The sequence below is a fragment of the Photorhabdus kleinii genome (genome assembly GCF_025384885.1).
GTDB lineage: Bacteria > Pseudomonadota > Gammaproteobacteria > Enterobacterales > Enterobacteriaceae > Photorhabdus > Photorhabdus kayaii.
In genome coordinates this window covers 48,620-63,351 of sequence record NZ_JAJAFY010000007.1, presented here as the reverse complement: position 1 = coordinate 63,351, position 14,732 = coordinate 48,620, and the positions used below count along the sequence as shown (strand labels likewise).

Annotated in this window: 12 protein-coding genes and 2 tRNA genes; 12 read left to right on the top strand and 2 right to left on the bottom strand. The window is 44.7% G+C overall.

The features are described from left to right. Nucleotides 1-79: 79 nt before the first annotated feature. Nucleotides 80-1,255, top strand: coding sequence for an Obg family GTPase CgtA (cgtA, locus tag LG003_RS06290; RefSeq protein WP_112877182.1), 1,176 nt, complete (start codon nucleotides 80-82; stop codon nucleotides 1,253-1,255). A gap of 54 nt (nucleotides 1,256-1,309) precedes the next feature. Here cgtA and dacB read toward each other — a convergent pair whose 3' ends face one another. Next, the gene (gene dacB, locus LG003_RS06285) at nucleotides 1,310-2,758 is read right to left on the bottom strand and encodes a serine-type D-Ala-D-Ala carboxypeptidase (RefSeq protein ID WP_262980389.1); all 1,449 of its coding nucleotides are present in this window, start codon (nucleotides 2,756-2,758) and stop codon (nucleotides 1,310-1,312) included. Between the two features lie 260 nt (nucleotides 2,759-3,018). Here dacB and greA point away from each other — a divergent pair, with 260 nt between their 5' ends. Further along, nucleotides 3,019-3,495, top strand: a complete 477-nt coding sequence (gene greA / locus LG003_RS06280; protein ID WP_112877184.1) for a transcription elongation factor GreA — start codon at nucleotides 3,019-3,021, stop codon at nucleotides 3,493-3,495. 132 nt (nucleotides 3,496-3,627) lie between these two features. Here greA and yhbY read toward each other — a convergent pair whose 3' ends face one another. Beyond that, entirely contained in the window at nucleotides 3,628-3,921 is a 294-nt protein-coding gene (gene yhbY, locus LG003_RS06275; RefSeq protein ID WP_112877185.1) for a ribosome assembly RNA-binding protein YhbY, read from the bottom strand. Between the two features lie 140 nt (nucleotides 3,922-4,061). Here yhbY and rlmE point away from each other — a divergent pair, with 140 nt between their 5' ends. The 10 genes from rlmE (at nucleotide 4,062) to infB (ending at nucleotide 14,708) form a co-directional block, all read left to right on the top strand. Then, nucleotides 4,062-4,691 carry a 23S rRNA (uridine(2552)-2'-O)-methyltransferase RlmE gene (gene rlmE, locus LG003_RS06270; protein WP_112877186.1) on the top strand — a complete coding sequence of 210 codons (630 nt, stop codon included), beginning with the start codon at nucleotides 4,062-4,064 and terminating at the stop codon, nucleotides 4,689-4,691. Between the two features lie 48 nt (nucleotides 4,692-4,739). Next, nucleotides 4,740-6,701 (top strand): ATP-dependent zinc metalloprotease FtsH, encoded by a 1,962-nt coding sequence (ftsH, locus tag LG003_RS06265; protein WP_192881002.1) that lies wholly within the window; start codon nucleotides 4,740-4,742, stop codon nucleotides 6,699-6,701. Between the two features lie 83 nt (nucleotides 6,702-6,784). Next, entirely contained in the window at nucleotides 6,785-7,630 is an 846-nt protein-coding gene (gene folP / locus LG003_RS06260) for a dihydropteroate synthase (protein ID WP_112877188.1), read from the top strand. Beyond that, entirely contained in the window at nucleotides 7,627-8,964 is a 1,338-nt protein-coding gene (gene glmM, locus LG003_RS06255; protein ID WP_262980388.1) for a phosphoglucosamine mutase, read from the top strand. Before folP ends, glmM begins: the two co-directional genes overlap by 4 nt. A 176-nt stretch (nucleotides 8,965-9,140) precedes the next feature. Next, the gene (secG, locus tag LG003_RS06250; protein WP_112877190.1) at nucleotides 9,141-9,479 is read left to right on the top strand and encodes a preprotein translocase subunit SecG; all 339 of its coding nucleotides are present in this window, start codon (nucleotides 9,141-9,143) and stop codon (nucleotides 9,477-9,479) included. 57 nt (nucleotides 9,480-9,536) lie between these two features. Next, a tRNA-Leu gene (locus LG003_RS06245) sits at nucleotides 9,537-9,625 on the top strand. A 58-nt stretch (nucleotides 9,626-9,683) separates the two neighbouring features. Continuing rightward, nucleotides 9,684-9,760, top strand: a tRNA-Met gene (locus LG003_RS06240). 211 nt (nucleotides 9,761-9,971) lie between these two features. Next, a complete protein-coding gene (rimP, locus tag LG003_RS06235; RefSeq protein ID WP_146747889.1) occupies nucleotides 9,972-10,424 on the top strand; it encodes a ribosome maturation factor RimP in 453 nt (150 codons plus the stop codon). Between the two features lie 21 nt (nucleotides 10,425-10,445). Then, a complete protein-coding gene (gene nusA, locus LG003_RS06230; RefSeq protein ID WP_112877192.1) occupies nucleotides 10,446-11,954 on the top strand; it encodes a transcription termination factor NusA in 1,509 nt (502 codons plus the stop codon). Between the two features lie 24 nt (nucleotides 11,955-11,978). After that, the gene (gene infB / locus LG003_RS06225; protein ID WP_112877193.1) at nucleotides 11,979-14,708 is read left to right on the top strand and encodes a translation initiation factor IF-2; all 2,730 of its coding nucleotides are present in this window, start codon (nucleotides 11,979-11,981) and stop codon (nucleotides 14,706-14,708) included. The last annotated feature ends 24 nt before the right edge of the window (nucleotides 14,709-14,732 follow it).

Below are 14,732 nucleotides of genomic sequence, written 5' to 3'. Positions count from 1 at the left end.
CTTTTTATATTCTAAAGTACGCCATCTCTGGGTAACACGGCCGTCCAGCACTGTAATGGCTATCATACGGAGAAAAAATATGAAATTTGTAGATGAAGCCAGAATACTGGTTGTTGCAGGGGATGGTGGCAATGGTTGTGTCAGCTTCCGTCGTGAAAAATATATTCCGAAAGGTGGGCCAGACGGTGGGGATGGTGGGGATGGTGGGGATGTTTATCTGCTAGCAGATGAAAATCTCAATACACTGATTGACTATCGTTTTGAAAAATCCTTTCGGGCAGAACGTGGACAAAATGGCCAAAGCCGTGATTGTACAGGCAAGCGTGGTCAGGATACCACGATTAAAGTCCCTGTTGGGACCCGTGTCCGTGATGCAGCAACCGGTGAGGTTTTAGGCGATATGATTCGTCATGAACAGCGTCTAATGGTAGCAAAAGGTGGATTCCATGGGCTTGGCAATACCCGCTTTAAATCTTCTGTTAACCGGGCCCCTCGTCAAAGAACGATGGGGACTTCAGGTGAAACTCGTGAATTGATGCTGGAACTGATGTTGTTGGCAGATGTTGGTATGCTAGGGATGCCAAATGCAGGCAAATCCACCTTTATCCGTGCTGTTTCTGCCGCTAAACCAAAAGTTGCAGATTATCCATTTACCACTCTGGTACCAAGCTTGGGTGTAGTAAGGATGGATAACGAACAAAGTTTCGTTGTGGCTGATATTCCAGGGCTCATTGAAGGTGCTTCCGATGGCGCTGGCTTGGGTATTCGCTTCTTGAAACATCTGGAACGTTGCCGGGTATTGCTGCACTTAATCGATATTTGTCCTGTTGATGAATCAGATCCTGTTGAAAATGCCCGGATTATTGTCAACGAGCTACAGCAATACAGTGAAAAATTGGCAGAGAAACCACGTTGGTTGGTGTTCAATAAAGTTGATCTGTTGGAGCCAGAAGAAGCTAGACAGCGTGCCCAAGCTATTGCTGATGAATTGGGTTGGGAAGGCGACTTTTATGTGATCTCAGCGATAAATCGCCTGGGAGTTAAAGCGCTTTGCTGGGATATTATGGAGTTTATGAAAACTCAGCCTCGTAATATGAGCAGAACAGAAGGTGAAGCTCAGCCTGAGAAAGTTGAATTCATGTGGGATGACTACCATAAGAAGCAATTGGAACAGGTTTCGGAAATAGACGATGACTGGGATGACGATTGGGACGAAGATGACGATGAAGGCGTTGAAGTTATTTACAAACACTGATTTTTTCACTTTCTCATCATAGCTAAGGGCGCCATCTTTGTGGCGCCAATTTTATCAGTTGTGTTGGTATAAATCTTTATACAGCCTGCTTTCGAATCGAATCAAAGGGGCCCGACGGTTGCGATGCTCTTTTGGCGGTACGGCGTAAGCAGAAATAAATTGTACGAAAGCAACTTGTTGACCGCTAGCAGTGGTTATAAAGCCAGCTAAGTTATAAACTCCTTGCAGGGCACCGGTTTTAGCCGAAACTTTTCCGTTTACTCCTGCTTCGTCCAGCCCTCCTCGGTATCTTAATGTGCCATCATGACCCGCTAATGGCAGCATGGAAATAAAATCTAATTCTTGATCATGTTGAGCAATAAACTGTAATACTTCCATCATGGTTGCTGGAGTAATCAGATTATGGCGGGATAATCCTGAGCCATCCACCATCACGGTATTTCCTAGATCGATACCCGCTTTTTGTTTTAATACTTGCCTTACCGCATCAGAGCCTGAACGCCAGGTTCCTGGTATATCAAAGTGTTGTCGGCCTATTGTCCGAAATACGGTATCAGCAATCATATTGTCAGATTTTTTTAGCATGACTTTCAGCAGATCATGTAATGGTGCTGATTGATTTTGAGCCAGAACTTTTCCCGGTTCAGTTGGTAAACTTTGGCGTTTAAGATTACCTGTGATTTCAATTCCTGCAATTTGCAATTCATTTTTGAGGATTGCCCCCGCATAGCTGGTACCATTTTGAATCGCGAAAGCCAGTGGCAACGGTTCACTACGTTGAGTAAGGCATCCGGTAAGAGTAAAACGGTTCAGTTCTCCGGGAACGACGTCCAGTTCGCAGTACTGGCTTTCAGGAGAGCCTTTTGCCAACGTTTTAACTTCGCTGAACATATTTACGGGATAAAAGGATGCTACGCGGATAAATGCAGTATCACCGGGGCGTTCAGCACTATATAGCGAAACTGAAAAACAATTTCGATCTACAATTGCGGCAGCAGGGGGAGCGCTGAAACATTGGGTCATGTCATTCCATACCCAACCGGGAGCTTTATCGTGGCTGGCAAAGGTGGAAACATCTATCAGAAGATCGCCGTCAATTTTTTCCACGCCAGATTGTTTCAGAACTGTGACCATATTGCGAAGTTGTTGACGGGTCAGTGTCGGATCTCCGACAAAACGAGCAATCAAATTCCCTCTCAGGACGCCGTTTGAAATTTTTCCGTGACTTTCCAGTGTGGTGATAAAGCGATAATCTTTACCCAGTTGTAACAATGCTGCAAGAGCTGTGACAACTTTCAGCGTACTTGCTGGTAGAGCCATTTGTTGCCCGTGATAATCAATTAACGGGGTACTGCTACCCGCTTTTTGAGCGATTAACGCCAGATTAGTACCATCAGGCAGATATTGCGTATATTCCTCAACAGGTGTGGCGTTTGCGTTGGGTGTAGTCAGATACAGAGCGGTAACGCAAATTAATCTGCCGGCAATTTTAAAGAAGGACATAAATTTCGCATATGGATGTAGACATACCACAATACTAAGGCGCAAAGTGGGGAAAAGTAAACGATGACCCATCACCAAGTCTACGTTAGAATGATATATTAATATGTAAAATATGATTGTGAACTCTGGGTAGTCCTATGGTTTGCACTATTGTTTATTGTCTGTAAGCCCGCCCGATAAGGTGTGCTCATTGTGCTGTTATCTGAAAACATCAGGATGATGCTGGTTTTTTGCTCAGAAAAGATTTAGAGGATTAATAAATGAAACAGATTCCAATGACGGTACGTGGCGCGGATAAGTTGCGCGAAGAGCTAGATTATCTAAAGAACGTACGTCGTCCAAAAATTATTTCAGACATTGCTGAAGCGCGTGAACATGGTGATCTGAAAGAAAACGCTGAGTATCATGCTGCTCGTGAACAACAAGGTTTCTGCGAAGGCCGTATTCAGGAAATCGAAGCTAAACTTTCTAATGCACAAGTGATTGATGTCACAAAGATGCCCAAGGCTGGACGTGTTATTTTTGGGACTACAGTTACGGTTTTGAATGTTAATACTGATGAAGAGCAGACTTACCGGATTGTGGGTGATGATGAGGCGGATATTAAAGAAAATTTAATCTCAGTGAATTCACCAATTGCCCGTGGTTTGATAGGTAAAGAAGTTGATGACGTTGTTATTATCAAAACACCAGGTGGTGAAGTTGAATATGAAATCCTGAAAGTTGAATATATTTAACTTCGGGATTGGCCTGTTGCTATTGATTTACGTTAGGTAAAGTTACATAAGGATCGTGGAAAAGTAAAAAAGGCCGAATATGGCCTTTTTTATCATAATATGCGCACCGCATTTTATATAAATGTGGTTTGATTATTTAGGTAAAATAATTTTGCGTTCTTCCGATTGGCGGTAAAGAACTAGAGTTTTACCGATAATTTGCACATTATATGCACCGGTCTCGCGGACAATTGCATCGGCGATCAAATTTTTGGTTTCGCGATCTTCGCCTGCGATTTTGACTTTGATAAGCTCATGGTGTGACAGCGTTTGTTCAATTTCGGCCAACACACCCTCGGTCAGGCCGTTATTACCAATCATGACGACAGGTTTTAGCGGGTGAGCGAGACTTTTCAGGTGTTGTACTTGTTTTTTGTTAAGGGCCATTGTTTTTTTGCTTAGTTAGGATTGAAAACGAGACATTCTACCGCCATCTCATCTCTATCACCATAAATAGTGTGTTGTGGTTTTGGTGTATGGAGCAATAGATATCTGGCTCTTTATTCGTAGTATAGTTGGAAAGGACAATGGCCAATAAAAAACGTTCGGCAAGCTCCAGTCGCTGGTTACAAGAACACTTTAGTGATAAATATGTTCTGCAAGCACAGAAAAAAGGGCTTCGTTCTCGCGCTTGGTTTAAACTTGATGAAATTCAACAAAGTGACAAAATTTTTAAGCCTGGCATGACCGTTGTCGATTTAGGCGCAGCTCCTGGTGGATGGTCTCAGTACGCAGTGAGTCAAATTAGTGATAATGGGCGAGTGATTGCCTGTGATCTTTTACCGATGGATCCCATTGTTGGCGTCGATTTCCTTCAGGGTGATTTTCGTGATGAACTTGTATTGAAAACATTGCTTGAACGAGTTGGTGATAACAAAGTCCAGGTCGTCATGTCGGATATGGCACCCAATATGAGCGGAACACCTGCGGTCGATATTCCTCGATCCATGTATCTGGTTGAATTGGCGTTAGATATGTGTCGTGATGTGCTGGCCCCTGGGGGGAGTTTTATTGTCAAAGTGTTTCAGGGAGAGGGCTTTGATGAATACCTGAGGGAAATGCGCTCCCTATTTACGAACGTGAAAATTCGTAAGCCAGACGCTTCGCGGGCCCGATCGCGTGAAGTATACATTGTAGCGACAGGGCGGAAACTATAGTACCCTGAATGCTATTTGTTAACACAGTTGTAATATGAGGTTAATCCCTTGAGTGACATGGCGAAAAACCTGATTCTCTGGTTAGTTATCGCAGTTGTGCTGATGTCGTTATTCCAGAGTTTTGGTCCCAGCGATTCCAATAGTCGTAGGGTGGATTACTCTACCTTCATCAATGAATTAGCCCAGGATCAGGTGCGCGAAGTTCGTATCACAGGTCGTGAAATTAACGTTAGTAGGAAAGATAACAGCAGATACACCACTTACCTACCAGTACAGGATGAAAAACTGCTAGATACGTTACTGAATAAAAACGTAAAAGTGGTTGGTGAACCCCCAGAGGAACCAAGTCTGCTAACTTCTATTTTCATTTCCTGGTTCCCGATGTTACTGCTTATTGGGGTCTGGATTTTCTTTATGCGTCAGATGCAGGGTGGTGGCGGTAAAGGGGCAATGTCTTTTGGTAAAAGCAAGGCCCGTATGCTGACAGAAGATCAGATTAAAACCACTTTTGCTGATGTTGCTGGTTGCGACGAAGCGAAAGAAGAAGTTGGTGAACTGGTGGAATATCTGCGAGAACCAGGCCGCTTTCAGAAGTTAGGTGGAAAAATTCCGAAAGGTATTCTGATGGTTGGGCCTCCGGGTACGGGTAAGACTTTACTGGCAAAAGCAATTGCTGGTGAAGCGAAAGTGCCGTTCTTTACTATCTCTGGTTCTGACTTTGTTGAAATGTTTGTTGGTGTTGGCGCATCCCGTGTTCGTGATATGTTCGAGCAGGCGAAGAAAGCAGCACCTTGTATCATCTTTATTGATGAGATTGATGCGGTGGGCCGTCAGCGTGGTGCTGGTTTGGGTGGGGGTCATGATGAACGTGAGCAGACTCTGAACCAGATGCTAGTTGAGATGGATGGTTTTGAAGGCAATGAGGGTATTATCGTTATTGCCGCGACTAACCGTCCCGACGTACTTGATCCTGCGTTGTTGCGTCCTGGTCGTTTTGACCGTCAGGTTGTTGTTGGTTTGCCAGACGTACGTGGTCGCGAGCAGATTCTGAAGGTTCATATGCGCCGGGTTCCTCTGGATACTGATGTTGATGCTTCTGTCATTGCTCGCGGTACTCCTGGATTCTCTGGTGCTGATTTGGCTAACCTAGTGAACGAAGCTGCTTTGTTTGCTGCCCGTGGTAACAGACGCGTAGTTTCTATGGTTGAATTCGAAAAAGCGAAAGACAAAATCATGATGGGCGCAGAACGCCGCTCTATGGTGATGACGGAAGAGCAAAAAGAATCAACTGCTTATCATGAAGCAGGCCATGCCATTATTGGCCGTCTGGTTCCTGAGCATGATCCTGTTCATAAAGTTACCATTATTCCGCGAGGTCGCGCTTTGGGTGTGACTTTTTTCCTACCGGAAGGCGATCAGATCAGCGCTAGTCGCCAGAAGTTGGAAAGCCAGATTTCAACCTTATATGGAGGTCGTCTGGCGGAAGAGATTATTTATGGCCCAGACAGCGTTTCTACTGGTGCATCTAACGATATCAAAGTGGCGACATCAATTGCCCGTAACATGGTAACTCAGTGGGGGTTCTCGGAAAAACTTGGCCCATTACTCTATGCAGAGGAAGAAGGAGAAGTGTTCCTTGGCCGTTCAGTTGCTAAAGCTAAACACATGTCTGATGAAACTGCTCGTCTTATTGATCAGGAAGTTAAGGCAATTATCGATCATAACTATCAACGTGCTCGTCAGATTCTGATGAACAACCTTGATATTCTGCATTCGATGAAAGATGCATTGATGAAGTACGAGACTATTGATGCTCCCCAGATTGATGACTTAATGAATCGTACAAATGTTCGTCCACCAGCAGGATGGGAAAGTGATAGCGGCAGCAGTAATAGCAGTCGCTCAACAGGTAATACACCTCCTCCACAGGCTGCAAAACCAACTGATGATATCAATACATTGGCGCAAGGTGGTGAGCAAGTAGGGCAGTCAGGAAATAAAGATCAGTAATTGTTCCATTGTTTCGTAGTCTGATTTGATATTCATGAAACCCCAGGTAAGTCCTGGGGTTTTGACATTGAAGGTAACCTAACATGAAACTCAGAGCCAGAGACAATGTTCTCGATCTTTCCCGCCCACAAGTAATGGGTATTTTGAATGTGACTCCAGATTCATTTTCTGATGGTAGGGCTCATAATACTCTGGATATGGCCTTACAACATGCTGAGAAGATGATTAATGAAGGCGCTGCGATCATTGATATCGGTGGGGAATCTACCCGTCCGGGAGCTGATGAAGTTAGTGAACAAGAAGAAGTGGATCGTGTTGTTCCGGTTGTTGAGGCTTTAGCTCAACGATTTAATATCTGGATTTCTGTTGATACCTCGAAAGCATTGGTGATGAGTGAGTCAGCAAAAGCTGGCGCCCATTTGATTAACGATATTCGTGCATTACAAGAGCCTAGTGCTTTGGAAAGCGTAGCTAAATCTGGCTTACCCGTTTGCTTGATGCATATGAAAGGCCAACCACGTACTATGCAGGATGCTCCACATTATGAAAATTTGTTAATAGAAGTGAACCAATTTTTTACTGAGCAAATTAAACGTTGTGTGATGGCAGGGATAACAAAAGATAAACTTGTTCTTGATCCTGGCTTCGGTTTTGGCAAGAACTTGACGCATAATTATCAGTTACTGGCACATTTAAACCAATTTCATCAATTTGGTTTACCTGTGCTAGCAGGAATGTCACGTAAATCTATGATAGGTCAGTTGCTTCATGTGCCGCCACAAGAAAGGGTTATCGGTAGTGTAGCTTGCGCAGTTATCGCTGCTATGCAAGGAGCGCAAATTATCCGGGTACATGATGTCAAAGAAACCGTGCAGGCAATGCACATTGTCGGAGCAACACTTTCAGCGAAGGAAGAAAAGAAATTATGAGTAACCGCAAATATTTTGGTACCGATGGTATCCGTGGCAAAGTGGGCGATAGCCCAATTACGCCAGATTTTGTGTTAAAGCTTGGTTGGGCTGCGGGTAAGGTACTGGCTCGTCATGGTTCTCGTAAGATCATTATCGGTAAAGATACCCGTATTTCTGGCTATATGCTGGAATCTTCTTTAGAAGCAGGTTTAGCTGCGGCTGGTTTATCTGCTTCGTTCACTGGTCCTATGCCAACACCTGCTGTTGCTTATCTGACCCGAACTTTCCGTGCTGAAGCTGGAATTGTTATCTCTGCTTCTCATAATCCTTATTATGATAACGGTATTAAATTCTTCTCTATTGATGGTACGAAACTGCCGGATGATGTGGAAGAAGCGATTGAGGCTGAAATGGAAAAGCCACTGACTTGTGTGGAATCCGCAGAGTTAGGGCGCGCAAATCGTATTGTTGATGCTGCTGGTCGTTATATCGAATTCTGTAAAGGTACATTTCCAAGTGAGCAAAGTCTTAATGGATTGAAAATTGTACTTGATTGCGCTAACGGTGCGACTTACCACATTGCTCCAAATGTACTCAGAGAACTAGGGGCTGATGTTGTGACGATTGGCTGTGAACCAAACGGTATCAATATTAATGAAAAGTGCGGTGCTACCGATGTTCGTTTGTTGCAACAACGTGTTGTAGAAGAGAAAGCAGATGTTGGCTTGGCATTTGATGGTGATGGTGATCGCGTTATTATGGTTGACCATTTGGGACAGAAAGTTGATGGCGACCAGATCCTTTATATTATTGCCCGTGAAGCATTGAGACAAGGACAACTGCGTGGTGGCGTTGTTGGTACGCTGATGAGTAATATGGGATTGGAGTTAGCATTGATGCAGCTTGGTATTCCATTTTTGCGTACTAAAGTGGGTGACCGTTATGTGCTGGAAAAATTGCAGGAAGAAGGCTGGCGTTTAGGGGCCGAAAACTCTGGTCATGTTATCTTACTGGATAAAACAACTACGGGTGACGGCATTGTTGCTGGCCTTCAGATTCTGAGTGCTATGGTACGTAACCATATGAGTTTGCACGATCTGTGTAGTGGTATGAAACTTTTGCCGCAGGTGCTGGTAAATGTTCGTTTCTCCGGTTCACACGATCCACTTAAATCGGAAAGCGTAATGAATACTACTAAATCTGTTGAAGCTGAATTAAATGGCCGTGGACGGGTATTGTTACGTAAATCTGGTACTGAGCCATTGATTCGTGTCATGGTAGAGGGTGAAGATGATGTACAAGTCACTGCTTTGGCCCATCGTATTGCTGATGCAGTGAAACACGCTGGTTAATTTGTTGTTTTTTTCTTCAAGTAATTCTGATTATTGAAATTAACCTTGCGTATCAGATGTGGTTTGGTTAGTATTCAGACCCACTCGGTCAGGTGATTAGCCTGTTTGAGTGGGTGATGCAGTATAAGGTAGCCACGTAAACCGTGGTAAACCCCACGAGGACATAGGTACGACATATGTATGAAGCTCTTTTAGTTGTTTTCTTGCTAGTTGCTATAGGGCTAATTGCCTTGGTTATGCTACAGCAGGGTAAAGGTGCTGATATGGGTGCTTCCTTTGGTGCGGGTGCCTCTGCAACGCTGTTTGGTTCATCGGGCTCTGGTAACTTTATGACTCGTATGACTGCGCTTTTCGCCACTCTGTTTTTTATTATTAGTTTGGTGCTTGGAAATATGACAAGTAACCAAACGGGTGTAAGCAGTAAATGGGAGAACATTGGCGAGCCTGTTAAAGCTGAGAAACCGATGGAGACTCCGACGGCACCGGCAGCACCAAATAGTGATATTCCGCAGTAATCGTCACAAGAAAGAATTGAAATGGGGTTGTTTAATCAGCGATAACCTCATAGTAGTGCCGAGGTGGTGAAATTGGTAGACACGCTACCTTGAGGTGGTAGTGCCCACACTAGGGCTTACGGGTTCAAGTCCCGTCCTCGGTACCATTATTCGGATAGCTTGCGTTTTTGCAGCTATCGGCGTAATATTTGCCACGTTTTCGAACGCGGGATGGAGCAGCATGGTAGCTCGTCGGGCTCATAACCCGAAGGTCGTCGGTTCAAATCCGGCTCCCGCAACCACTTCTTAAATTAAGATGCACCTTTTTGAACGAAATAATTCAGCAATATTTGAAATATTGGTTCTGATTTAAAGGGGCATAAAGTGAGTGGTTGAAGCCACTGGCAGCAAATAGGGTCCAGTTGCATAAAGCCCCGAATTTCGGGGTTTTTTGTTATTTGACAACAGAACTACTGGGCTAATTAGCCCTTTTTTTATGTCTTGGGGGTGGGCTTGTCCACATTAGAGCAAAAATTAACAGCGATGATTTCAGCACCAGTTGAAGCTTTAGGCTTTGAGTTAGTCGGCTTGGAGTTTATTCGTGCACGTGTTTCTACATTGCGGATTTATATTGATAGTGAGAATGGTATCACTGTTGATGATTGTGCTGATGTTAGCCACCAGGTCAGTGCGGTATTGGATGTCGAAGATCCTATCTCAGTGCTTTATAACCTGGAAATTTCTTCACCTGGCTTAGAGCGTCCATTGTTCACGGCTGAACATTACCAGCGTTTTATTGGTGAGGAAGTCAGTCTGGTTTTACGTATAGCAATGCAAAACCGTCGGAAATGGCTGGGCATTATCAAAACTGTCGACGGCGAAATTATCACGGTTACGGTGGATGGAAAAGATGAAGTGTTCGCACTGAGCAACATCCAGAAAGCGAACCTGGTACCCCACTTTTAAAGTTCGGATGAGGCAACTAGGATGAATAAAGAAATTCTGGCTGTTGTGGAAGCGGTTTCCAACGAAAAATCCCTTCCACGCGAAAAGATCTTCGAGGCGCTGGAAACAGCATTGGCCACAGCCACCAAGAAAAAATATGAACAAGATATTGATGTTCGTGTCAGCATTGACCGTAAATCTGGCGATTTTGACACTTTCCGCCGTTGGTTAGTTGTTGAAGAAGTGACTCAGCCGACTCGTGAAATTACGCTGGAAGCGGCTAGATTTGAAGAGCCTGAAATCGATTTGGGTAGCTATACCGAAGATCAAATTGAATCAGTAACGTTTGATCGTATTACAACGCAAACCGCTAAACAGGTTATTGTACAAAAAGTACGTGAGGCTGAGCGCGCTATGGTTGTTGACCAGTTTCGCGAACAGCAAGGTGAGATCATCACCAGTGTAGTTAAGAAAGTCAATCGTGAGAATATCACTCTTGATTTGGGCAATAATGCTGAAGCCGTTATCCTTCGCGAAGATATGTTACCAAGGGAAAATTTCCGCCCAGGTGACCGAGTGCGTGGTGTACTGTATGATGTTCGTCCTGAAGCGCGAGGTGCGCAACTGTTTGTCAGTCGTTCCCGCCCGGAAATGCTGGTTGAACTGTTCCGTATTGAGGTTCCGGAAATTGGTGAGGAGCTAATTGAAATTAAAGCTGCTGCCCGAGATCCGGGCTCTCGCGCTAAGATTGCAGTAAAAACGAATGACAAGCGTATCGATCCGGTAGGTGCTTGCGTTGGCATGCGTGGTGCGCGAGTACAGGCTGTTTCCAGTGAACTGGGCGGCGAACGAATCGATATCGTACTGTGGGATGATAATCCTGTTCAGTTTGTCATTAATGCTATGGCTCCGGCTGATGTTGCATCTATTGTTGTCGACGAAGACAAGTGTACGATGGATGTTGCCGTTGAAAGCAACAACTTAGCGCAGGCTATTGGCCGTAATGGTCAAAATGTGCGTCTGGCTGCGCAGTTGTTGAAAAAACACCGTGGTGATGACAAATGGGAATTAAATGTCATGACTGCTGAAGAGTTACAAGCAAAACATCAGGCAGAAGCTCATGCTTCTATTGATACATTCACTAAGCATCTCGATATTGATGAAGAATTTGCTACCGTTCTAGTCGAAGAAGGGTTCTCAACTCTGGAAGAATTGGCCTATGTACCAATTAAGGAACTTCTGGAAATTGAAGGCCTTGATGAGGAAACTATCGAAGTCCTGCGTGAACGTGCGAAAGCTGCTTTAACTACTCTGGAACTGGCTCAGAAAGAAAGCCTCAGTGATAAACAACCAACTGAAGAGTTGTTAAATCTGACTGGTATGAATCGTACTCTGGCATTTGACCTGGCTGCCCGTGGCATCTATACGCTGGAAGATCTTGCCGAGCAGGGTATCGACGACCTATCTGATATTGAAGGTTTGAATGATGAGAAAACAGGCGAGCTCATCATGGCTGCCCGAAATATCTGTTGGTTTGGCGATGATGCGTAATAAACCGTAGCAGGAAGGAACAGCATGACAGATGTAACCGTAAAATCACTGGCAGAAGAGATACAGACTTCGGTTGATCGCCTGGTACAGCAATTTGCTGATGCAGGGATTAAAAAAACCGAAACTGATTTTGTCTCCCAGAAAGAAAAAGAAGCTTTACTGGCACATTTGAACCGCGAACAAGGTGGTTCAGCTGGTAAACCCGATAAATTAACATTGCAGCGTAAGACACGTAGTACGTTGAATGTTTCAGGCACCGATGGTAAAAGCAAACCGGTAGCCGTTGAGGTCCGCAAAAAGCGTACATATGTGAACCGTGATGCAGTTGAACAGGCTAAAGCGGAAGATCAGGCGAAGCGTGAAGCGGAAGAGCAAGCACGGCGCGAAGCAGAAGAAAAAGCGCAACGCGAAGCTGAAACAGCAGCGAAGAAACTCGCTGAAGAGCAGGCTAAACGTGAGGCAGAAGACAAGGCCAAACGTGAAGCAGCTGAAAAAGCTAAGCGCCCGGCAGCGGAAAATGAAAAAGTGACCAATCAACATACCGAACATAAACAAAAACCAGCACAGACTGATAAAACAACTCAAAGTGAAAAAGCACGCCGTGAAGCAGAAGCTGCCGATCTTAAGCGTAAAGCAGAAGAAGAGATGCGTCGTAAGGTAGAGGAAGAAGCTAAACGCGTTGCTGAGGAAGCTCGTCGTATGGCTGAAGAGAATCAGGATAAGTGGTCAAGTGATTCAGATTCCATTGATAGCGATGATTATCATGTCACTACCTCCCGTCATGCCCGTGCAGCAGAAGACGAAAATGATGCTAAAGTTGAAGGTGATCGTCGTGCCCGCAGTCGTAGTGGTAAGGCTACTCGCCAGAAGAAAAATAATAAACATTCTGAATCTAAAGCAGATCGTGAAGAAGCCCGTGCAGTTGGTCGTACAAAAGGCAAGCAACGTAAAACCAGTACATTGCAACAAAGCTTCAATAAGCCTGTAGCTGCTGTTAACCGTGATGTTGTGATCGGTGAAACTATTACAGTTGCTGAATTGGCGAATAAAATGGCTGTCAAAGGTTCTCAGGTCATCAAAGCCATGATGAAAATGGGTGCAATGGCAACTATCAACCAGGTGATCGATCAGGAAACTGCACAGCTGGTTGCTGAAGAAATGGGTCATAAAGTTATCCTGCGTCGTGAGAATGAGCTGGAAGAAGCGCTGATGAGCGACCGCGATATAGGTGAAGCTGTTGCTGAATCGCGTGCGCCGGTTGTGACCATCATGGGTCACGTTGACCACGGTAAAACTTCTCTGCTGGATTATATTCGTTCTACGAAAGTTGCTTCTGGTGAGGCGGGTGGTATTACTCAGCATATCGGTGCTTACCATGTTGAAACTGAAAGTGGCATGATTACTTTCTTGGATACCCCAGGGCATGCTGCATTTACTTCAATGCGTGCACGCGGTGCAAAAGCTACCGACATCGTGGTCCTGGTTGTTGCTGCTGATGATGGCGTGATGCCTCAGACTATCGAAGCTATTCAGCATGCAAAAGCAGCGAATGTGCCTGTAGTTGTTGCGGTTAACAAGATCGACAAACCAGAAGCTGATCCGGATCGCGTGAAGAGTGAGCTTTCTCAGCACGGTGTTCAGCCTGAAGAATGGGGTGGTGAAACTCAGTTTATCAATGTATCCGCTAAAGCGGGTATTGGTATTGATGAATTGCTGGACGCAATCTTACTTCAAGCTGAAGTTCTTGAACTAAAAGCAGTCCGTTCTGGTATGGCAAGCGGCGTTGTTATCGAATCATTCTTGGATAAAGGCCGTGGTCCGGTCGCGACAGTGCTGGTTCAGGAAGGTACTTTGAACAAAGGTGATATAGTACTTTGTGGCTTTGAATATGGACGAGTTCGGGCAATGCGTGACGAGCTAGGTCGTGAAGTGTTCTCTGCGGGGCCATCTATTCCAGTGGAAATCCTTGGCCTATCCAACGTACCTGCGGCTGGTGATGAAGCAACGGTTGTACGTGATGAGAAGAAAGCTCGTGAAGTTGCTCTGTATCGTCAGGGTAAATTCCGTGAGGTCAAACTGGCTCGCCAGCAGAAATCTAAACTGGAAAACATGTTTGCTAACATGGAAGAAGGTGAAGTTTCTGAATTGAATATTGTTCTGAAATCTGATGTTCAGGGATCATGTGAAGCGATCCGCGAAGCATTGGAACAATTGTCTACTGATGAAGTGAAAGTGAAAATCATCGGCTCTGGCGTAGGTGGTATTACTGAAACTGATGCAACACTGGCTGCTGCTTCTAATGCAATTATTCTAGGCTTCAATGTTCGCGCCGATGCTTCTGCACGCCGAGTTGTTGAAAATGAAAGTTTGGATCTGCGTTATTACTCTGTTATCTATAGCCTGATTGATGAGGTTAAACAGGCAATGAGTGGTATGCTGGCACCTGAATATAAACAGCAGATCATAGGACTAGCAGAAGTTCGTGATGTGTTTAAATCACCGAAATTTGGTGCGATTGCAGGTTGTATGGTGACTGAAGGTACTATTAAACGTAATAATCCAATTCGCGTGTTGCGTGATAACGTAGTGATTTATGAAGGTGAATTGGAATCCCTTCGCCGCTTTAAAGATGACGTTAACGAAGTCCGTAATGGCATGGAATGTGGTATCGGTGTTAAGAACTACAACGATGTTCGTGTTGGTGACATGATCGAAGTATTTGAAGTTATTGAAGTTAAACGATCTATCGCTTAATTCCTACCACTGGTTAATTTCATT